Here is a 21,515-nt window from a genome sequence, read left to right as displayed (position 1 = left end):
TCTACCAGAAGTAGAATCCTTTTTATTTAAACAAATATTCTCGATTAGAACGAATATCCTACACCTAAAGAGAAAGAATGATTTTTCACATCTGCTCCAGTAGCTGTACCATTGTTAACATTTTCTGTTATTTTAGTTAACCCCATGTAGTATCTTGCTCCAACATTGATATTATCTGTCACATTGTATCCTAAACCAAAATTAACACCAAAATCAAAATTCTTTATATCATCTTTGATATCTTGTTTTCCTTCTGTTGTGTAAACGGTATTGTTTGCATAAATACTTGTTTGCTGTTTGTTGCTTGCGTACATGTTAAATCCAAATTGAGGTCCAGCTTCTACATTGAAACGCGATGCTCCTGGATAATATTTGAACATTACTGGAACTTGAATATAATCTAAGGTTGTTTTATTTTTAGTTTTTACCGTTGTATTCCCAACTTCTGTTACTTCATCTTTCAACTTTCCTCCTATTCGAGCAAAATTAACCTCTGGTTGAACTGCAAAACGTTCTGTTAATGGAAAATGACCGTAAAGACCTGCGCTAAAACCTACTTTATAATCATTATCTTTCACATCTTTTCCATTAAATGAAGACATATTAACACTTGATTTAATACCAAACTGAGATGCCGTCGTTTTTTCTTGAGCACTCAAATTTGCAACACCAATCATTGTAATAGCAATAAAAAATAATTTTTTCATTTTTAAAAAATTTTATAGTTCTAATTATGATGGTTTCATAATTTCAAGTGCTGTGCCAAATAATGTTAAAAACAATATTTAAACACACAAGTTATTGATATGCTTATTTTTACATCATTTATTTTAACATAATTCTAATCTTCAAAAACAAAAAAGCTACATCTTTCGATGTAGCTTTTATCAATTATAAGTGGTCTATATTAGAATTTATAAGCAAATCCTAAAGAAACTGCGTCTGCATTAAACTTTTTATCAAATCCATAGTTATTACTTGTAGCAATTCCTTTATATCCAGCATATACATCAAAGTTAGCTCCTGAATAACCAAATTTTGGTTGCCAAAATAAACCTCCGTCCATATAACTTTTTGTAGCAAAAGCATAACCTAAATCTCCACCAATAAATAAATTGTTACTGAATTCGTATTTTGCAGTTGCTGCTAATGGAACAAATCCAAAATCTTCTCCTCCTAAATCTTTAAAATCACTTTTAACAATAAAATGGTCATACCCGACTTTCGCTCCTAATTTGAAATTATTTGCAATAGGATGTAAGTAAGCTAAATCTACACCTAAGTTAAAAGAAGAAACATCTGATGCATTACCTACTGGAATACCCACGTGTACTGTACCTTCTACTCCTGACGTTTGTGCTGAAACACCTACCATACCTGCTACTGCGAAAGCAGCTGTTAATAATACTTTTTTCATTTTTATTATGTTTTAAAACATTTACAATTTTGTTAAACTTATTTGTGTAATTTCAATTTATGTGCCAAACTGATAATTTTAAAACTGATAAATAGCACAAAAATTAACAAAACATTCATAATCAAATTATTATTAAACAAAAAAAGCTCCAAAATACATTTGGAGCTTTTATAAAATATATTAGTCTGACTTATTGTCCTACCATTTTATACAAAACGTCTTGTTGTTGTTTCGCATAATTGGTATCAATTTCCGCAGCTACACCAATCATTTCATCTAAATAATTAAATTGATTCATGATTTTCGCTTGATCTGCAGCGTCAACTTTACCATCAGCAATAACTGCTTGATATAAATTTTCGAACTTTTTCAAGATTGGATTATATGCAGTTTCAAAAACTTTTAGAGCTTTCTCTTTATCACCTCTTTCTCCTAAAGCAGAAGCTTCGTTGTAAATAGACATCATCAAATCATTTTTTGCTGAAGCTAAATCAGATCCAACAGAATAACCTTTTCCAGAAGGCAGTGACTCGAAGAAGGCGATTTTCGCATTGGCTTGTTTACGAACATGAGCAAACAAATCTTGTGCTTTTTTATCCTCTCCAGCTTTCAAATAAATACCTGCTATTCTACTTACTCCATAACCAATGTCATATTTTGCTAAAGCAGGAATTTCTAACATCACTTTATCCAATACCTGAATCGCTTCTTTTTTACGTCCAGCATTCAAAAAATCATCTGCTAAACGAACTGCAGTATTTCTATACGACGATGTATAATTACGTTCTGTTAAGCTGAAAGATGCATCGGGATTATTGTACCCCGACCATTTATATGAATTGAAGGTTCTTAACAACATATTGTTATCAGAAGCTCCAATAATTCCACCTTTACCAAATGGTGTATAAATCGGAACTAATTTATAGCTCATCCCTGCATTCAGTAAATAATCATTCATATAGAACGTATTTTCTGGATCAGAAATTCCACCTCCACTGAAATAAATAGGACGATCCCAATTGTATTTTGCCATCATTGACAACAATAATAAATTGTTTTTGAATAAACTTGAAGACTTGATATTAATTGTGATCGAGTCGACCATTTTATCAGCATCTTTTGGATTTACAATTCCATATTTCAATGCGTTTTCTTTATTCACCGGAACCACAATTTTTGAAACAGGTAAATAGTTTGCACCACCAATCGGATAACCAAAATAATCTGCTAAAGCTTGTTTCTCTGGTGATTTATTATTCAAAATAAAATCCATCGCTTCTTTCGCTGTCATACTATCTGTTTCCAAATATTTTTGTAGCGGTTTCAGACTATTGTAAACTGTCATTACTTGGTTGGGATCGATTTCTGGGTCAACTAAGTATTTTGAAACTTGATCAATAGGCATTTCACTCAAAGATTCTAATGTTTGATTAGATTCAGGATTGATAAAGCTATTTAATTGATCAAAAATATTTTTGATAGCACCTCCTACCACAAAAATTTGATCATTTGTTCCCGATTGATAATCTTTCGGTTGCAAATCACTTGGAAGAGCTTCTGCATTGTAAGTTTTACGTAGCAATTGTTCTAAATTCCAAGGAGACGCTGCTAACGTTAAGTTTGCAATTTTTACATCATCACGGAAGTTCTCCGTCTCTTGTAATCCCCAAAGTGGATAAGTATCGTTATCACCATACACAAATAAAATGGCGTTTTTATCTAATGGATTAAGATAATTGTACGCTAATGAATAAGCCACAGAACGCTCTGAACGATCATGATCATCCCAGTTTTGCGCACCCATTAAAATTGGAATTCCAGCTAAAACTACCGTTGTACCAATAGCTAAAGAAGGTTTTAATTCTTGTTTCATCAATTTCTGAATCAATAAATAAACACCTTGTACACCTAAACCGACCCAAATTGAAAACGCATAAAAACAACTTACTAAAGCGTAATCACGTTCACGAGGTTCGAAAGGTTTAACAGAAGTATAGAAAATAATTCCGACACTTGTTAGAATAAACAAGGACAACAAAGCCCACCAATTGACAAAGTTTCGATTTAATTGGGTAAATAAACCGATTAAACCTAAGATTAATGGTAACATAAAATAGACATTTGTCCCATCATTCTTATATTCGTCTGGTAATTTTGATTGATCACCTAAACGCGGTGTATCAATAAATGGAATACCTGAAATCCAATTCCCTTTTGTAATTTCGAAATTACCTTCTAAATCGTTTTGACGACCAGAGAAATTCCACATAAAGTAACGGATAAACATATAATTAATCTGATAATCAACAAAATAATTAAATTGTTCACCAAATGTTGGCGGTTCGATATCTAAAATCTCTCCATATTTCTTAAGCTCTGCAACTTTTAATTGTCTATTTTGACGTTTCTCCACCAATTGTGCATACATCTGCTGTGCTTCTTCATCACCTGCATATTGTGCATTTAAAGAGAATTTTGGAAAAGCATAAACAGCTGCATAATTCTCCATAACGCTTTTGTCAGGACTAAACATTTTCGGGAAGAATTTCACATATTTATCTTCATATTTATAGTCTAATCGATCCGAAACTTTTAAATACTTTCCGGTGCGTTTATCTTTGATATATTCAGAGCTACGAACAGAACTTTCTGGAGCACCATTGGTATCACGCTTAATTCCATCACTTGCGATATGAGCCGTAAAAACTGGACCATACATTGTTGGCCATGTACCATATTGTTCACGATTAAAGTAATCTAAAACACCTAAAGCTGTATCAGGATCATTTAAATTCATGTGTGGATTTGCATTGGCACGAATTGGAATAACCAACCAACAAGAGAAACCAATCAACATAAAAATGATACACCATGAAATGGTATTTAATAAAACTGAACCATATTTCTGCGTTAATTTGATTGCGAAGTAGAAAACTGCAATTAAAATAATTGTTGCGATAATTGTACCTGAATTAAAAGGCATTCCTAAATTATTCACGACATAAATCTCTGTTCTTCCAAAGAATGTCATGACAACTGGGAAAATAATCTTGAAAACAAAGATTAAAATTACCAACGTAATTACATTCGCTAACAAAAAGCTTTTAACTGTAAATTTATATTTTCGTGCATAATAAACGAAACAAACTGCCGGAATTGCTAACATTGCCATTAAGTGAACACCAATTGATAATCCAATAACCAATGAAATAATCACCAACCATTTATTACCTCGAGGCGTGTCTGCCACTTGATCCCATCGTGTAATCAACCAAAACAGTAAAGCGGTAAAGAAGGATGCCATCGCATATACTTCACCTTCTACAGCCGAAAACCAAAAGGTATCACTAAACATAAAAACTGCTGCACCAACTAAACCACTTCCTAATGCAATGATTTTTTGAGAAGTACTCATCTCTATCTCATCTACATTAATTGGATCTTGTGTTTTTGCAAACATTTTTCGAACAAAATATGTAATTGTCCAAAACAATAACATAATCGTTCCTGCACTATATAAGGCAGATGTACTATTGATTAAAATTGCATATTTACTGCCATCCCCAAATGCTAAGCCTGACCAAACCGCTCCGACAATTTGAAACAAAGCTGCACCTGGTGCATGCGTAATTCCTAATTTTGCTGATGATACAATGTACTCACCACAATCCCATAAACTTAGGTAGCGTTCCATCGTCGAAAGGTATAAAACCGAGGCAATCAAGAACATAACTAAACCTAAGATGTTATTCCATTTTTTGAAATTTATCTCCATCTTATTCAATAAACTATCTTGCGAAAATAAGATAAAAATTTGATATAGCTTAGGATTGAAAAGATTAAATTCTGATTAGAATCACTTTAACACAATAATGATTTTACGATTATTTTAAATTTATATTTACTATTTGTAAACGTTTAATTATCATATTAACAAAACATCAATTCAATTAAAAACATCACACATTTTATCAAATAGTTTTGATTCTAAACTTTTTTCATCTAAATTTGCAATGCAAAAAGCAATGCCTTTAACAGACAAAATTCTACAAACGGGCTTCACTTTTGACGATGTGTTATTAGTGCCAGCCTACTCAGAGATATTACCGAACCAAGTATCTCTACAAACAAGATTCACAGACAATATCACACTTAACATTCCGATAGTTTCTGCTGCGATGGATACTGTATCCGAAGCAAGATTAGCAATAGCATTAGCACGTGAAGGAGGTTTATCTTTCGTGCATAAAAATATGTCTATCGAAGAACAAGCGAATGAAATTGATATGGTAAAACGTTCAGAAAACGGTATGATTTCTGACCCAATCACATTATCGCGTCACCACACATTACAAGATGCTGTTCATTTAATGGAGAAATATAAAATCTCTGGATTACCAGTTGTGGAAGATGACAGAACATTGGTTGGTATTATAACAAACCGTGATATTCGTTACCAAGAAAACTTTGATCAATTGGTCGAAGATGTCATGACAAAAGAAAATATCGTTACATCTGATATTGATACTGATCTTAAAAAAGCGAAAGAAATTCTTTCTCGTTACCGCATCGAAAAATTACCAATCGTTGACGAAAACAATAAATTAATCGGGTTAATTACGATTAAAGACATTGACAATTTAACAGAATTTCCAAATGCATGTAAAGACTCTAAAGGTCGTTTACGTGTTGGAGCTGGTGTTGGTGTTGGAAATGATACGTTAGAGCGTGTTCAAGCCTTGGTTAATAAAGGTGTTGACATCGTTGCTTTAGATTCTGCACATGGACATTCTGCAGGTGTAATTAGTAAAGTCGCTGAAGTAAGAAATGCTTTTCCTGGATTAGATATCGTAGGTGGAAACATTGTAACTGCCGAAGCTGCAAAAGCATTAATAGATGCTGGTGCAAATGCTTTAAAAGTTGGTGTTGGACCTGGTTCTATTTGTACAACTCGTGTTGTAGCTGGTGTTGGAGTACCTCAACTTTCTGCTATTCATGATGTACATTCTTATGCAAAAACAAGAAATGTATCAATTATTGGAGATGGTGGAATCAAATTATCAGGTGATATTGTAAAAGCAGTTGCTGCTGGTGCAAACGTGGTGATGTTAGGAAGTTTATTCGCAGGAACGGATGAAGCACCAGGAGAAGAAATTATTTTCCAAGGACGTAAATTCAAAGCCTACCAAGGAATGGGTTCTTTAGCTGCAATGAAACGTGGTTCTAAAGATCGTTATTTCCAAGCCGATGCGAAAAAATTAGTTCCAGAAGGTATTGAAGGTCGTGTTCCTCACAAAGGTTCTATTGCAGAAGTTGTTTACCAATTATGTGGTGGTTTACGAGCTGGAATGGGATACTGCGGAACTCCAACTATTCAAGATTTAATTGAAAACGGAAAATTTGTTCGTATCACAGGTGCAGGTTTAAATGAATCTCATCCGCATGATGTTGTGATTACAAAAGAAGCTCCTAATTATTCGAATTAAGAGATTTATCCATATATCAAAAACAAAATAGCAAGCCATGTGGCTTGCTATTTTGTTTTTGATATAAATCTTAAAGCTTGTTCAAGTAATCTACAAGTTTTATCTTATCTTTTTCAAAACTTAAATTTAAATTATTTTTAATTACAAATTCTACTAAATTTGGATTATTAAAAATCTTATTTAGTTGTTTTTCATTTGTAGGAAAAACATAAAACTTATCTTCTTTATGTCTAATTAAATATAAGTCACTGTCATTCACCAATGAGAATTTTGTATTTGCTTTATTTGCATTATTTTTAAATTCTCCGTGAGTAATAATTTTTTTATTCCTTTTATATAAAGAATATTTTTCTTTATCATAAACTAAAACCTCTAAATACCCTTCAATTTTTCCATTTTTAGTTGGATATTTAAGAAATTGATATTGAGTTAAAGGAAAATAAATCATCAATTCAGGAACTTTTGTTAAATTAAAAATCTGTCCATCTTTTTCAAATTCCATTTCATCTGAATAAGCATTGTATCTAAGTTTAGAAAAGTCTAAATTAAAACCTTTTATTTCTATATCCTCAAAATTTGGATTAAAATACTGGCTACCTTCATATTGAGTTATCACTTCACCTTTATTTCTTAAAGCAATTTCATTTTGAATATTACTTATTTGATGGGATATTCTTTCATTTAAAGCTCTATCAACTCCATCTGTTAATAAATTTTGTTGTGCATTGACACCTAAACAAAAAGAAGCAAAAAAACAAAATATTTTAATTTTTAACATACTCATAATATTTACTATCCAATATACAATTTATTTCATTAAAAATCAATAAAATAAAAAAAGCAGCAAAAATAATTTTGCTGCTTTTATAAAGAAAATGGATATTATATTATTTAGTCATCCACCATAATTTTCCATTAATTGGATCCTTTCCACCATAAGCTGAAACTGCTTCATTCCAATTTGTAGTATTAAGAGTTTGTTCACCTAATGGATATGAAATTCTATACGGAATATCAGTCATACCTGCTACTAATGGAGTGAATACGTATGGAGTACCATCTATTTCATATCCAGTTTGACCAGGTAATAATAAAATATTACCATTAGGATATCCTGTACGTCTATATTCTACCCAAGCAGTTTGAGGCTGCATATACAAAGCAATATACTTTTGAGTAATTACATTTTCTTTATTTGCAGCTGGTAATGCAGCTACATAAGCATCAATTTTAGCTTGATCTACTCCCCATTTTTGCATAGATGCTATCACACCATTCACATAATTAGTTTGGTTCCAACCATTAGCTTCTGATAACAAGAATTCTACTTCAGAGTATTCCATTAAAACCTCAGCATAATCTGCAGAGAAAATAGTTTTTGAAAATGGAGACACTTTAGAGACTTGATTATTTGACGATAAACGATCAGAAGGTAATCCATAAGGAATTCCTTGATATTTTGTAATATCATCTGTTTCTTCATAGTTACCTGAACCAGCGTTGGCTTTTGATGTACCTAAAGGTGCAGCATATTTTTGTAAACGTGGATCAACTCCATAATTACCAGATTGTCCTTTTAATAATCTTATTAATTGATTATTTACATAAAAGTCATTTCTATTTCCCACGAAAAATTCGCTCCAAAATGGAGAACCTTCCACAGCCGATGTTCCATAATGTTGCAAAGCATTGTCTTCATTTGAGGTAAAAACTCCTTTTGCAATAGCATCTTGCATTTCAGCTTTCGCTTCAGGATATACATCTTTAATTTGGTTAGCAATTCTTAAACGTAACGAGTTTGCAAATTTTTTCCATTTAGATGCATCTCCAAAATAAATTTGGTCACCAATTTTATTCTCAGGACTTGTAAATACATTCTTTTCAGTAATATCCAATTGCGCTTCAGCTTCTTTTAGCTCTTGTAACAAATTTTTAAAGATAACTTCTTGCTTAACATATTTAGGTTGAGCATACGTATCAATTTGTAAAGCTTGAAAATCTGGATTCTTTGCACCACTTAATGACCAATATGGAACATCTCCGAAATAATTTGTTAAATCTAAGAATTCGTAAGCCATCATAATACGTGCTACAGCAATCTGTGTATCAACATCTCCGTAAGCAGCTTGTTGTGGTCCTAAAACAGGATCTGTACAAATACTTATTACCTTTTTTAAGTTAGATAAAGATCGATAACTTGCGTTCCATGCTTGATCTCCTGTTGTCGTACGATAAGCGTATTTATCCTCTTCTGTATAGTTTCTCTGTGCTGAATATTGTACCCAAGGCAATAACATACGTCCAGACACCCATCCATCTCTCATTTCATCAACAAATATTTTAGTTGCAATTGGAAAGATTGTATATGTAGGCGCATTTTCGGGTGCATTAGGACTAATATTCATTTCTTCAAATCCATTATCGCAAGAAGATAATAAAGCACTTCCTAGTAATGCTGATAATATAATTGTTTTATTGATTCTCATAATAATTTAATTTTTAGAATTGTAACTTAAGATTCATACCATAAGTTCTTGTAGATGGTAAAGACCCTCCTTCAATACCTTGTATATTTCCAGAACCATAAGAAGCCATTTCAGGATCAAATCCTTTTTTATCTAATCCCCATGTAGCTAAGTTTCTACCAAATGCAGATACAGTAACGTTAGCAAAAGGCCCTGCCCATTTTTTAGGGAAAGTATACGATAAAGTTACTTCACGTAATTTGATGTAGTCTGCATCAAAAACATTTCGGCTATCTACACCATTATAATATGCTTTATAATAATCGTAAGCAGAAACTTCAGTTGTGTTTTTAACATATGATTTTGTTCCTTCATCCCACATTACACCATCTGCAACAACTCCATTCTCACGAACTCCATTAGCCGCGGTTTCTTCTAACATTCCAGAGTACATTCCCCACATATGTGAAGTAGAGAAGAATTTACCTCCTTTTTGAATATCAATTAATGCAGATAAAGAAACCCCTTTGTATGTAAATGTATTTCGGATACCCATGTTATAATCTGGAATAATTGATCCTAAGTTTGTTACTGCTGATTTTTCATAAAATCCATTTGCATCAACAACTTTATTTCCATTATCATCATAAACATAATCCGTTCCTCTTAACTGTCCGTATTGTTGACCTGATAATGCCCATAATTGTACACTAAAAGGAGCTGTCGTTAAGTTATATGAATCCATTTCATCAGAAACTTTACCTACTTTATTATTGTTTTTCGCAAAGTTCCACGTTACTCTCCATTCAAAATCTTGATTTCTTAATGGAACAATATTTACTAATGCTTCTATACCTTCATTAGTCATTTCTCCTGCATTCAACCATTTAAATCCATACCCTGTAGACCATGAGTGCTGAATAGGCACTAATAAATCTGTACGTTTTTCATTATAATAAGTTAAATCAAAACCAAAACGATTATTAAACATCGAAGCTTCTAAACCAACTTCCCAAGTATCTTTAATCTCAGGTTTTAATAATGGATTTAACTTAGTATTTGATTGAATAAACGTCGGTGTACCATTAAAGTTTATATTTGAAACTAAAACATCTCTTGTTTGGAATTCTGTTAAATCCGATGATACTTGCGAAACCCCAGCTCTTACTTTACCAAAATTTAACCAACTTGGTTTAAATACTTCAGAAAACACAAAACTCCCTGTTACAGATGGATAAAAGTAACTGTTATTTATTACAGGTAAAGTTGAAAACCAATCATTACGACCAGTTGCTTCTAAGAATAGCATATTTTTATATCCCAAAGAAACCATTCCATAAATAGAATTCACTTCTACAGGTCCTCTATTATTTGATGTTGTTGGGTTATCTAAACTATTTGTAATAAAATAATAATTAGGGACAACTAATCCTCCATTTGTTGAGGATGATAATCTACTTGATGTTCTGTGTCTTCTATTTACTCCTACAAATGAATTTAAAGAAAAATCTCCCCATTTTTTATCAAAATGTAAACGCCCTTCATAATTCATTTCAGTAAACTTATAATAGTCTTCTCCATATCCAGACATTGCTTGGGAACCTACCGCTACACGCTCAGATATTTGCATATCGTATGTATCTCCCATTACATTTGCAATGGCATAAAGTCCTGGTGCGATGTCATATTTAAACTCTACATTTCCATAAAAACGATCTCTTTTATCTTTTGATGTATTTTCATACACTACCCAATATGGATTATCAGAATATGCAGGAGTTCCATCATCCCAAGATGTTCTATTCCAAGAACGCTGATTCCCATTAGCTAATTTATAATCTCTTAACTTGTTATAATCTAACTGTCTTTGTCCCCATTGGAACATTTTTTGAGCAACTGAGTTATCCCCGTATCCTACTTCTGGTCTATTAAAACCATCCGTTCTTGTATAAGTTAAATTTGTTGTTACAGTAAATACATCACTAAATTTATTAGATAAGTTAATACCTGCTGTTGTTTTCTTTAATGTAGAATTAGGTACAATACCTGTTTGATTGACATTAGATAATGAAACTCTTAAATTAGTTGATTCATATGATTTTGCAAAGGATACACTATTAGTATAAGCAACTCCTGTATTAAAGAATGATTTAGCGTCATTTTTTGAAGCTCTCCAAGGTGTTGTTTTCATGTAATCGCTAGCAAACTCAGGATCAAAAGCATACCATTGTAAAACTTCTTGATTGTTAAATCTTGGTCCCCAAGATTCATCTGTAGCATAATCTACAATTTGATAATCTTTACCTCCAATATTTACAGTTTCAAAGGTATCAGAAGCTCCACCCCCATATAAATTTTGAAGACTTGGAATTTGATTAATTGATTCAAAAGCAACACCAGTATTAACAACGATATCTTCTCTACCTTTTTTACCAGTTTTTGTCTTGATCATGATTACTCCATTCACAGCACGAGAACCGTATAAAGCTGATGCTGGTCCTCCTTTTAACACGTTTATAGACTCTACATCATCTGGGTTAATATCAAACGCTCCATCGCCATAATCACGACCTCCGCCACCACGCTGAGTATTTGTATCATTAACATTATTATTAGCTAATGGAATACCATCAATAACTATTAAAGGTCTATTTTCTCCTGTAATAGATCCAATACCTCGTAACGTAATACGTGTAGAACCTCCTAAAGATGACGGTGCAGTAATTTGTGCTCCAGCAACATTCCCAGATAATGATTGTAAAGCATTACTACCTCTACCTGCTTGAATAACATCACCTTTCACTTCTTGAGAAGCATACCCTAAAGATCTTTTATCACGTGTAATACCTAATGCGGTTACAACCGCTCCTTCTAATTCTACTGTTTCAGAAGGTTTTAAAGAAACTTTGTAATCTGTTCCTGCTCCAACCGCAAATGTTTGAGTTGGTAATCCTACTGCTTCTACTGTAACCAAATCTCCTTGTTTAGCTTCGATACTAAACGCTCCATTCTCATCAGTATAAGCCTCCTTCCCTGATGTTGTTTTTACAACTGCATCAGCAACTGGAAAACCATCTGGATCAGTTACAGTACCTGTAACTGTCTTTTCTTGTGCATATAAAGAAGTTCCTAAAAGAAGACCTCCCAATACAAACAAGTTTTTTAAATTTCTCCTCATTTGTTAAAACATTTTTAAAACTTTCATAAACTTAAGATTTCTATAACATTTACAAAACTTTTTTTCAATAAATTCTGTTAAATTTGCTAAAAAAATAAAAAATTGGATAAAGTTTTATCAAATCACGAACACGAGATTGGTTGTGACGAAGCAGGAAGAGGTTGTTTGAGTGGTCCAGTTGTAGCAGCTGCTGTAATATTAGGAGAAGATTTTGATAATGAAACCATTAATGATTCAAAAAAATTGTCAGAAAAAAAAAGAAACTCACTAAGAACGTTTATAGAAGAAAATGCTAAATTTTGGGCAATTGGAATTGTTTGGCCGAATGAAATTGATGAAATAAATATTTTGAATGCAAGTTTTTTAGCTATGCATCGTGCTATAGACCAATTAGATTGCCGAAAAGATTTTATTATCGTTGATGGGAATCGTTTCAATAAATACAAGGATGTTCCGCATGAATGTATTGTAAAAGGAGATGCTAAGTATATGAATATTGCAGCAGCTTCTATATTAGCAAAAACGTATCGTGATGAATACATGGAAAAAATTCACAATGAATTTCCGATGTATGATTGGAAAAAAAACAAAGGATATCCAACTAAAGCGCATCGTTTAGCGATAAAAGAGTTTGGTCCTACACCTTATCATCGGATGTCTTTTAAATTATTACCCGATCAATTGAGTTTAGATTTATAAAAAATTAAAAAAGGATACAATAAATTGTATCCTTTTTTAATGTGCTTCAAATAGTATCTATTTTCTTGTTACTTTTTGTGTGTAACTTCTTTTATCTGTCTGTATATTCAATAAATAAATTCCTTTTGGATAAGATTCTAAATTAATTTTAATTTCTTTTTTATCTAATTTATTTTTACCAACTAATAATTTTCCATTCATATCATAAACTTGATAGCTTACAATATTTTCTTTCGTTGTAATATTTACAAAATCTGTTGTTGGATTAGGGAATATCTTAAATTCGAGATTGTTAATATCTGCAAGTCCTAAAGTATTACAATTAATAGAGGCAGCCCATCCTTTTAGTTCTAATCCAGGATCTGAAACGAAACGAACTGTAATAGCTCCAGAATTATCTGTTGAAACAAATGGTCCAGGAATCTGATTACCATTTAGTTTATTCCCATTTTCAAATAATTTACCTGAGCTGGTTCCAATTCCATTGTATATACTCATATAATCATAAATTTCATCACCTGCTGGTTCAATATCAAATTCAGTGAATGTGATGGATACTTTTTCTCCTTCAATTGCTGGTTTGAATATTTTGACAATATTTTCATTTGGAGAATAATTACCATTTGCTCCACCCGAATCGTAATACAAATCTCCGTTGCAATAATCTCCAGGAATTTCTATAATTGATGTTACAGAAGAAGAATTAGATGTTGCTGTACATTTATTTGCTACTTCAATTCTGTAGTATGCATTTCGATCTAAATTTTCAAACTTTAATATTTTTGATGTCGTTTCTTTCCATTGAGCTTCTGTATCACCAATTTTCTGAAACTTATAAATCCAAACAGTTCCTACATCATCATTTAACGTATATGTAATATTTTGTCCTTCAAGAGAACCTGTTACAGATTTTATGGTTTGTTGACAAGTCATACTACAATCTGTACTTAAACAAACTTTACCATCAACAGTTGCACGAATCAAAGCACCTGGTTGTTCACCAAATCCATTCGATAAGTTAATCCCTACACCTCCTAACAAATGACAATAACTCATAATTGTACCTTTATCAGCATAAGGTATTGGTCCTGTAGGACAAGTACCTTCTGCTAAATCTGGATTAGCTGTAGGCGCGCAACCATCTATAGCTGTACCATCTCCATTCCATGAACATGCATGTGTATGAGGCGAACCTAATGCGTGCCCCATTTCATGTGTCATCGCCATAATTGTCCAAGAATAAACAGGCACATTATTATAAGTCATGTTAATTCCTGAATAAGCAAAATGATATTCATTATTACACATTGAATTTAGATAAGCAACAGAAGTTGTAGATGGATAATTAACCAAGTGAGCAAAATCTCCATCAAAATCAGTTCTTGTAGTTCTAAATTTATTTAACTGAGCACTATAATTACCAGTGTAAGGATCTTGTTCTGTCCAAATCATTACTTGAGACAATGATGTTCTTATGTAATCGTTTGAATAAAGTGTTGCAATATTATTATGAATAGCTGTTAACCAATCTAATGTTTTTGTTTCGTCAGATCCGTTTTGTTTATAAGGAGCATAAGCAATTTCATAATACACACGAACACATCTTTCTGTCATTTCATTTGTCGTATTTTTCAATACTTTTGCATCAAAAGATGGTTTATAATTTTTATTTTCTTCTAGTTGATCTACTGCACATTGTACATTATTTTTTGCTTCAACATTATAAGACGAATAGGATACATATTCTTCAGAATCTTTTAATTTACCAATAACCACGTCTCCTAAAGCGGTAGAAGAAGCCACACCAATTACTTGATCTTTAAAAACAGATAACGCTACCACAGAAGTTTTATCTCCACCAATTATACCTTGATAATATACTCCTGGTTGATAATTTATTCGTTTGTTATTTTGATCAACTGCTTTAAAATTATCTGTAAACAAGGTTTCATTCTTTACTAATTCTAAGCTAATTTTTCTTCCTTCAAAAGGAACCTCTAATGTAAAAGAATTTGGTTTTGATTGGTATAGATTAGATAATGCAACTTTTTCTAAATTAAAAACAGAAACTCCTTTTGCAAAGTCCGCAAACAAATTATTTCCTTTTTGTTGTATATTATCTCCAAATACATTGTAGGATTTGAAACTGCTACTTGTTAATTTAGCTTGATCTACTTTTTTAGCAATTGGCCTTTCTTGACCAAATGAAAGAGTGCTAAATACAAATGCAATTAATAATAAAATTAATTTTTTCATATTTTTTATTTTGTGTTAATTTTGGTAAATATATCAAATTTCAAAATTTTAACACAAAAAAAGAGTAGATAAAACATCTACTCTTTTCTATTTTATATAGAATAATTCTCTTAAATCCTTACCACATCAGGAACCAATATTTCATATTTTCCTCCATTTCTCATCACATCACGAACAATACTCGAACTGATGTACGCTTTACCTGAAGAAGTTAATAAGAAAATAGTTTCAATATTATGGTCTGTAATTGCACGATTGGTATGGGCAATTGCTTTCTCAAATTCGAAATCAGCTGGATTGCGAAGTCCACGTAAAATAAACTGAGCATTTACTTCATCGCAAAAATCAACTGTTAATCCATTATAAGACATCACTTCTACATTTCCAAATCTGCTAACAGAATCCTCAATAAACTTAATTCTTTGTTCCAGTGAAAACATATAATTTTTAGATGAATTTGTTCCAATTGCAACAATTATTTTGTCAAACAACGGAACTGCACGTTCGATAATATCTAAATGCCCTAATGTAATTGGATCAAAAGATCCAGGAAAAACTGCTATTCTGTCCATGGCGAAGGTCTATTTAAAGCAATTTCGATTTCGCTATCCATCAAATCTTCCAACGTAATTCCTGCATAAGCAGCTTGCTGAGGAAAAATACTTGCAGGTGAAAAACCTGGTAATGTATTCATTTCAATAAAATGCGGTTCTCCATTTACTATAATATATTCAGAACGAGAAAAACCAGACATATTGATGCATTTATAGGCTTTTGCAGCAACTTCACGCACACGTTGTTCAACTTCTGGTGTTAAACGCGCAGGCGTAATTTCGTCTGATAAACCATTGTATTTAGCGTCATAATCAAAGAATTCTGTGTGCGAAACAATTTCTGTAATTCCCAACACCATAGTTTCTCCTTTGTAATTTAATACACCTACAGAAACTTCTGTTCCATCTAAAAAAGACTCAACCAAAACTTCTTTATCTTCGTGAAAAGCTTTTTGCATTGCTGCTTCAAATTCTTCTTCTTTGAAAACTTTTGAAATTCCTAAACTTGAACCTGAACGATTTGGTTTTACAAAACAAGGTAAGCCTACTTGGTCAAGAATTTCTTTTGCAACATATTGATCTCCTTTGTTAATATAAATAGATTTTGCGTGAGGAATTCCATATTTACTCAATACTGCAATACAATCTTTTTTATTAAATGTTAAGGCAGATTGATAAAAAGGACATCCATTATATGCCAAACCGATCATTTCAAAATACGCTTGCAAATAACCATCTTCTCCTGGCGTACCATGAATTGTATTAAAGACGACATCAAACGTAATTTTTTCTCCATTTTTTTCAAATGAGAAATCTCCTTTATTGATTGGATATTTTTCATCTTCAATTTCGGCAAACCAACCTTCTTTTAAGATTCGAACCCTTGTTCTGTCGTACTTTTCTGGATTTAGGCTTGAGTAAATTAACTCGCAACTTTTCAACGAAATCACGCTTTCATCCGTATATCCACCTGCTACAACTGCTACTCTTAACATGTTTAATTTAAAATTTATTCAAATATAGAACTTTGACATCAATCATAAATATTATTTTTAAACTATATTTGTGCGACAATTTATCATTTCAATGAAAGGAGTAAAATCAATCATTCAAGTTTTGCTGAATGTAGCTATTGTAATAGCGCTATCATTTGGGCTTTACCATTTTATTTTTAACGTTTGGTTAGATTCGTATACAAATCACAATGAATTTGTTGAAGTTCCGGATTTATCAAAAATGAATATTACTGATGCTACAGCTAAGTTAGAAGAACTTGGTTTAACATACGAAGTAGATAGTTCTCGTTTTGATCCAAATACAAAACCTTTTTCAATTATGGATTTTTATCCAGCAGCAGAATCTCGTGTAAAAGAAGGGCGTCGTATTTTTATTAAATCAAATCCTAAAACATATCGTCCAGTTGAATTACCTGATTTAGTAGGTAAATCAAAACGTTTAGCATTTACGCAATTAGAAATTTCAGGTCTTAAAATTGGTAAAATTATTTACGAACCAGATTTAGCAAAAGATGCCGTTCTAAAAATATTATACAATGGAAAAATCGTGAAACCTGGAGAACAATTACCACGTTTTGCTACAGTTGATTTGGTTTTAGGACGTGGAATGTTATCTGGTGTAAGAATGCCTAATTTAGTCAATTTAACTTTGACTGAAGCGAAGAAATCAATTAAAGATAATTTTTTCGAAATTGGTCAAATTAAATTTATTGGTGCTTCGAATGATACAATTAACGCAAGAGTGGTATATCAATTCCCTTTTGCTACAGACACTTACGATCAAGGTCAACCGATTGATATTTGGTTATCAACAGAACCTCGCGAAAAAATTAGAATGCAATTAAAAGAATTGGATATTCAGTACAAAAACTTTGGCGAAGATACAATTAGCGGTTCTCAATACAGAGATATTATAACACAGAAAGCTGAGCAGCAGATCAAAGATATGCAAAATCAGCAACAACAAAATAATCCAACACCTGAGCAACAAAAGCCGATAGAAGCGCCTAAAGCTCCAGAAGAGATTATTATAGAATAGAAAGAATAAATGGCAGAAGATTTAGAAGATTTCTTACAAGAGGAAGACGACAATAAACTATACGAGCATTTTTCAATAACGGTTGACAAAGGTCAATCGTTATTGCGTATAGATAAGTTCTTGATGGTTAGAATTGAGAACGCTACACGAAATAAAATTCAACAAGCAGCTGATAACGGAAATATATTAGTTAACAATGAATCTGTAAAATCCAATTACAAAGTAAAACCTGGAGATTTTATACAGATTATGTTAGAAACTCCTCCGCGTGAGAATGAAGTTATAGCAGAAGATATTCCAATCAAAATTGTTTATGAAGACGACCAAGTCGTTGTTATTGACAAAGAACCCGGAATGGTTGTACATCCTGGACATGGAAATTATACAGGAACTTTGGTTAACGCCTTAAAGTTTCATTTTGATAATTTACCTTCAATGTCTGAGCAAATGGAGCGTCCTGGTTTAGTTCACCGTATTGATAAAGATACAAGTGGACTTTTAGTCATTGCAAAAACGGAAGTTGCAATGACAAGTTTAGCCGAGCAATTTGCAGCGCATACAACCGACCGTTTGTACAACGCATTAGTTTGGGGAGTTCTAAACGAACAAGAAGGCATAATTACTGGACACATCGGTCGACATCTTAAAGATCGTATGCAAATGGCCGTTTTTCCTGATGGAGAACAAGGAAAACATGCCGTAACGCATTATAAAGTAATGGAGAATTTTTCTTATGTTACATTAGTTGAATGTAAATTAGAAACTGGTCGTACGCATCAAATTCGTGCACATTTCAAACATTTAGGACATCCTTTATTTAATGATGCTCGTTATGGTGGAGATCGTATTTTAAAAGGAACAACCTTCAATAAATACAAACAATTTGTTGACAATTGTTTCGCCGCATGTCCACGTCAAGCATTACATGCACGTACATTAGGATTTGATCATCCGACAACAGGAGAACGTATGTCGTTCGAATCACCTTTACCTGCAGATATTTTAACTATTTTGGATCGTTGGAGAAACTATTCGGTAAATTCTGTTCATGCAACGGAACCCGATACTCCTATCGATCGTCATGCAAAAGAATTAGAAGATTAATTACCTATCTATATCAAAAAGCACTTCACTTTGGAGTGCTTTTTATTTCTCATTCAATCAGTTAAAAAAAACTGATTAATAAATTTTCAATAAATGAAATTCACTGAATTAAATATAATCGAACCAATTTTAAAAGCAATTGAAGAAGCTGGTTATACAGAACCGACCGAAATTCAAGAGCAGTCTATTCCACTTGTATTAGAAGGAAACGATATTATTGGTTGCGCACAAACAGGAACAGGAAAAACAGCTTCGTTTGCAATTCCTATTCTACAAAACTTAACGAATACACCAAGTAAGGGACGAAAAGTTAGAACATTAATTTTAACACCTACTCGTGAATTAGCGATTCAAATCAATGATAGTTTTAAGTTATATGGTAAACATTTACCCTTAAAACATATCGCTATTTTTGGAGGAGTAAATCAAAATCCACAAATCGGTGCCATAAAAAATGGTGTTGATATTTTAATTGCTACACCTGGTCGTTTATTAGATTTGATTGGGCAAGGACATCTTAAAATCAATCAAATTGAAATTTTTGTTTTAGATGAAGCTGACCGTATGTTAGACATGGGATTTGTTCATGAGATCAAAAAGATTATCGAAATTATTCCAAAACAAAGACAAACCTTATTTTTCTCGGCTACAATGCCAAAATCTATTCGTAAGTTTTCTCACACTGTTTTAAATCGTCCTAAAGAAGTAAGTGTTACACCTGTTTCTTCGACTGCTGAAACGGTTGAACAGTTTGTTTACCATGTGGACAAGGACATGAAAGTAAAACTTTTGGTCAATATCTTAAATGAACATCCTGAAGAGCGTACATTAATCTTTACGCGTACAAAACATGGAGCAAATCGTTTGGTTAGACATTTGGAAAAAGCTGGAATTCCTTCGGCTGCTATTCACGGAGATAAATCTCAAAATGCACGTCAAAAAGCTTTGAATAATTTCAAAGAAGAAAAGTTAAAAGTACTTATTGCTACTGATATTGCCGCTCGTGGAATCGATATTGATCAATTACCGTATGTAATCAATTATGAATTGCCTAATGTCCCAGAAACTTATGTTCATCGAATTGGTCGTACAGGTCGTGCGGGTCGCGAAGGAAAAGCAATCTCATTATGTGCTGCTGATGAAAGAGGTGATTTGGCAAATATTGAAAAATTAATTGGCAACTATGTTACTATCATTAAAACGCCAAAAGAATTTTATAAATTACCTGATGCCAATAGCAACAATAATTTCAAAAAAACAAACACAGGTTTCAAACCAAAGAAAGACACAAAACCGAAAAATCCTCATCGAGGGAGAAGAAAATAACATCAAAAAAATCACTTCGTAATGAAGTGATTTTTTTCTTTAATAACTATATTAAGAAATTAATATTATAATTGAGTAATCTTAAAATTACCTAAGTAGACTTGAGCTGGATTTTTATCATTATCCAATGCTAAATAAAAATATTTTTTAGTTTGAGGATTAACCATTTCAGTATCCAAAATCTTATAATTATTTACATAAGTTTTCATACGATCTTGCTCTACACTTATTTTTACATTCATTTTATTGTTGATAAAATAAGACATATTAGCATCTACACTACTTCTTTTGGTTCCATCAAGTTCTTTACTTGTAAATTCGAAATTATCAAAACGATACGATGCTCTGATATTAATCGGATTACGACTTCCTATATAATAATGTTGTGTAACACCTTTCACGTAATCAAATCCGAAATCCAAATTAATTTCTTTGGAAGTATCTGATAAGACAACCACATCAAATTCGAGCGTAAAATTTTCAGGTATATGAACAAGTTCTTTTATTTTATAAGTGTTATCGTCATATAAACGTAACCATTTTCCAGGATAACCAGAAACATTCTCTACTCTACCCATTCCATTACTTGTCCATTTTGTTGCCATATTACCAACCGAATTTGCTGAAAAATCATCTTCAAAAATGATTTGATTTCCACTCACAAAATCATAGGACATCACTGAATTTTCTTGAAATGGTCCACTTTGGATAGTTGTAGAATTCTCTTTACCTTTTTTAGTCTGAACAGATTCGGTAGTCGACTTATTTCTTTTAGTATTAATTAATTTATCTGCTTTATCCTCTAATTTTCTTGAAATAGAATTCAATATCTGTGCTTGTCCAATAAATGATAATCCAAAAAAAGATAAAACAAATAGCATTTTGTACATATTTTTCGTCATAGTTTTGATTTTAAATTACTTCATTTACAAATAAACAAAAAATAAAATTATCAAAACATCACTATAAACTATT

At 32.1% G+C, this 21,515-nt stretch carries 15 protein-coding genes; 5 read left to right on the top strand and 10 right to left on the bottom strand.

Going from position 1 to position 21,515, the window contains the following annotated elements; genetic code table 11:
* Positions 1-44 precede the first annotated feature (44 nt).
* From IF125_RS01015 to IF125_RS01005, 3 genes are all read right to left on the bottom strand, one after another.
* A complete protein-coding gene (locus IF125_RS01015) occupies positions 45-707 on the bottom strand; it encodes a porin family protein (RefSeq protein WP_225541219.1) in 663 nt (220 codons plus the stop codon).
* A 200-nt stretch (positions 708-907) separates the two neighbouring features.
* Positions 908-1,417 carry a hypothetical protein gene (locus IF125_RS01010; RefSeq protein ID WP_225541218.1) on the bottom strand — a complete coding sequence of 170 codons (510 nt, stop codon included), beginning with the start codon at positions 1,415-1,417 and terminating at the stop codon, positions 908-910.
* 190 nt (positions 1,418-1,607) lie between these two features.
* Complete coding sequence (locus tag IF125_RS01005; protein WP_225541217.1) at positions 1,608-5,192, bottom strand: glycosyltransferase family 117 protein; 3,585 nt, start codon at positions 5,190-5,192, stop codon at positions 1,608-1,610.
* Between the two features lie 250 nt (positions 5,193-5,442).
* Between IF125_RS01005 and guaB the strand changes: the two genes are divergently transcribed.
* Positions 5,443-6,903 (top strand): IMP dehydrogenase, encoded by a 1,461-nt coding sequence (guaB, locus tag IF125_RS01000; RefSeq protein WP_225541228.1) that lies wholly within the window; start codon positions 5,443-5,445, stop codon positions 6,901-6,903.
* A gap of 70 nt (positions 6,904-6,973) precedes the next feature.
* Here guaB and IF125_RS00995 read toward each other — a convergent pair whose 3' ends face one another.
* The 3 genes from IF125_RS00995 to IF125_RS00985 form a co-directional block, all read right to left on the bottom strand.
* Positions 6,974-7,681: a hypothetical protein gene (locus tag IF125_RS00995; protein ID WP_225541216.1), complete on the bottom strand. Its 708-nt coding sequence runs from the start codon at positions 7,679-7,681 to the stop codon at positions 6,974-6,976.
* Positions 7,682-7,790: 109 nt separating this feature from the next.
* Positions 7,791-9,389 carry a SusD/RagB family nutrient-binding outer membrane lipoprotein gene (locus IF125_RS00990; protein ID WP_225541215.1) on the bottom strand — a complete coding sequence of 533 codons (1,599 nt, stop codon included), beginning with the start codon at positions 9,387-9,389 and terminating at the stop codon, positions 7,791-7,793.
* Positions 9,390-9,402: 13 nt separating this feature from the next.
* On the bottom strand, positions 9,403-12,546 hold the full coding sequence (locus IF125_RS00985; protein ID WP_225541214.1) for a SusC/RagA family TonB-linked outer membrane protein: 3,144 nt from the start codon (positions 12,544-12,546) through the stop codon (positions 9,403-9,405).
* Positions 12,547-12,648: 102 nt separating this feature from the next.
* On the opposite strand from IF125_RS00985, the gene IF125_RS00980 reads away from it, so the two are divergent.
* The gene (locus IF125_RS00980) at positions 12,649-13,245 is read left to right on the top strand and encodes a ribonuclease HII (protein WP_188319090.1); all 597 of its coding nucleotides are present in this window, start codon (positions 12,649-12,651) and stop codon (positions 13,243-13,245) included.
* A gap of 57 nt (positions 13,246-13,302) precedes the next feature.
* Here IF125_RS00980 and IF125_RS00975 read toward each other — a convergent pair whose 3' ends face one another.
* The 3 genes from IF125_RS00975 to IF125_RS00965 form a co-directional block, all read right to left on the bottom strand.
* The gene (locus IF125_RS00975) at positions 13,303-15,501 is read right to left on the bottom strand and encodes a M12 family metallo-peptidase (RefSeq protein WP_225541213.1); all 2,199 of its coding nucleotides are present in this window, start codon (positions 15,499-15,501) and stop codon (positions 13,303-13,305) included.
* Between the two features lie 110 nt (positions 15,502-15,611).
* Positions 15,612-16,073, bottom strand: a complete 462-nt coding sequence (gene coaD / locus IF125_RS00970) for a pantetheine-phosphate adenylyltransferase (RefSeq protein ID WP_171623451.1) — start codon at positions 16,071-16,073, stop codon at positions 15,612-15,614.
* Positions 16,061-17,050: a D-alanine--D-alanine ligase gene (locus tag IF125_RS00965; RefSeq protein ID WP_225541212.1), complete on the bottom strand. Its 990-nt coding sequence runs from the start codon at positions 17,048-17,050 to the stop codon at positions 16,061-16,063. Before IF125_RS00965 ends, coaD begins: the two co-directional genes overlap by 13 nt.
* A gap of 70 nt (positions 17,051-17,120) precedes the next feature.
* Between IF125_RS00965 and IF125_RS00960 the strand changes: the two genes are divergently transcribed.
* The 3 genes from IF125_RS00960 to IF125_RS00950 all read left to right on the top strand — a co-directional run bounded on the left by IF125_RS00960 (position 17,121) and on the right by IF125_RS00950 (position 20,540).
* Positions 17,121-18,110 (top strand): PASTA domain-containing protein, encoded by a 990-nt coding sequence (locus IF125_RS00960; RefSeq protein ID WP_225541211.1) that lies wholly within the window; start codon positions 17,121-17,123, stop codon positions 18,108-18,110.
* 9 nt (positions 18,111-18,119) lie between these two features.
* Positions 18,120-19,214, top strand: coding sequence for an RluA family pseudouridine synthase (locus IF125_RS00955; RefSeq protein ID WP_225541210.1), 1,095 nt, complete (start codon positions 18,120-18,122; stop codon positions 19,212-19,214).
* A 93-nt stretch (positions 19,215-19,307) separates the two neighbouring features.
* On the top strand, positions 19,308-20,540 hold the full coding sequence (locus tag IF125_RS00950; protein WP_171623446.1) for a DEAD/DEAH box helicase: 1,233 nt from the start codon (positions 19,308-19,310) through the stop codon (positions 20,538-20,540).
* A gap of 65 nt (positions 20,541-20,605) precedes the next feature.
* On the opposite strand, the gene IF125_RS00945 is transcribed toward IF125_RS00950, so the two are convergent.
* Positions 20,606-21,442, bottom strand: coding sequence for a hypothetical protein (locus tag IF125_RS00945; protein ID WP_225541209.1), 837 nt, complete (start codon positions 21,440-21,442; stop codon positions 20,606-20,608).
* Between the last annotated feature and the right edge of the window lie 73 nt (positions 21,443-21,515).

Source organism: Empedobacter stercoris (assembly GCF_020281205.1).
In the GTDB taxonomy this organism is placed as follows: domain Bacteria; phylum Bacteroidota; class Bacteroidia; order Flavobacteriales; family Weeksellaceae; genus Empedobacter; species Empedobacter stercoris.
The sequence above is the reverse complement of the archived record's forward strand: the minus strand, read 5'-3'. Positions and strand labels throughout refer to the sequence as shown.

Bases quoted from the DNA above. Each gene is read 5' to 3' on its own strand.
- IF125_RS01015 (WP_225541219.1), bottom strand. From the start codon at position 707: ATGAAAAAATTATTTTTTATTGCTATTACAATGATTGGTGTTGCAAAT.
- IF125_RS01010 (WP_225541218.1), bottom strand. From the start codon at position 1,417: ATGAAAAAAGTATTATTAACAGCTGCTTTCGCAGTAGCAGGTATGGTA.
- IF125_RS01005 (WP_225541217.1), bottom strand. From the start codon at position 5,192: ATGGAGATAAATTTCAAAAAATGGAATAACATCTTAGGTTTAGTTATG.
- guaB (WP_225541228.1), top strand. From the start codon at position 5,443: ATGCCTTTAACAGACAAAATTCTACAAACGGGCTTCACTTTTGACGAT.
- IF125_RS00995 (WP_225541216.1), bottom strand. From the start codon at position 7,681: ATGTTAAAAATTAAAATATTTTGTTTTTTTGCTTCTTTTTGTTTAGGT.
- IF125_RS00990 (WP_225541215.1), bottom strand. From the start codon at position 9,389: ATGAGAATCAATAAAACAATTATATTATCAGCATTACTAGGAAGTGCT.
- IF125_RS00985 (WP_225541214.1), bottom strand. From the start codon at position 12,546: ATGAGGAGAAATTTAAAAAACTTGTTTGTATTGGGAGGTCTTCTTTTA.
- IF125_RS00975 (WP_225541213.1), bottom strand. From the start codon at position 15,501: ATGAAAAAATTAATTTTATTATTAATTGCATTTGTATTTAGCACTCTT.
- coaD (WP_171623451.1), bottom strand. From the start codon at position 16,073: ATGGACAGAATAGCAGTTTTTCCTGGATCTTTTGATCCAATTACATTA.
- IF125_RS00965 (WP_225541212.1), bottom strand. From the start codon at position 17,050: ATGTTAAGAGTAGCAGTTGTAGCAGGTGGATATACGGATGAAAGCGTG.
- IF125_RS00955 (WP_225541210.1), top strand. From the start codon at position 18,120: ATGGCAGAAGATTTAGAAGATTTCTTACAAGAGGAAGACGACAATAAA.
- IF125_RS00950 (WP_171623446.1), top strand. From the start codon at position 19,308: ATGAAATTCACTGAATTAAATATAATCGAACCAATTTTAAAAGCAATT.
- IF125_RS00945 (WP_225541209.1), bottom strand. From the start codon at position 21,442: ATGACGAAAAATATGTACAAAATGCTATTTGTTTTATCTTTTTTTGGA.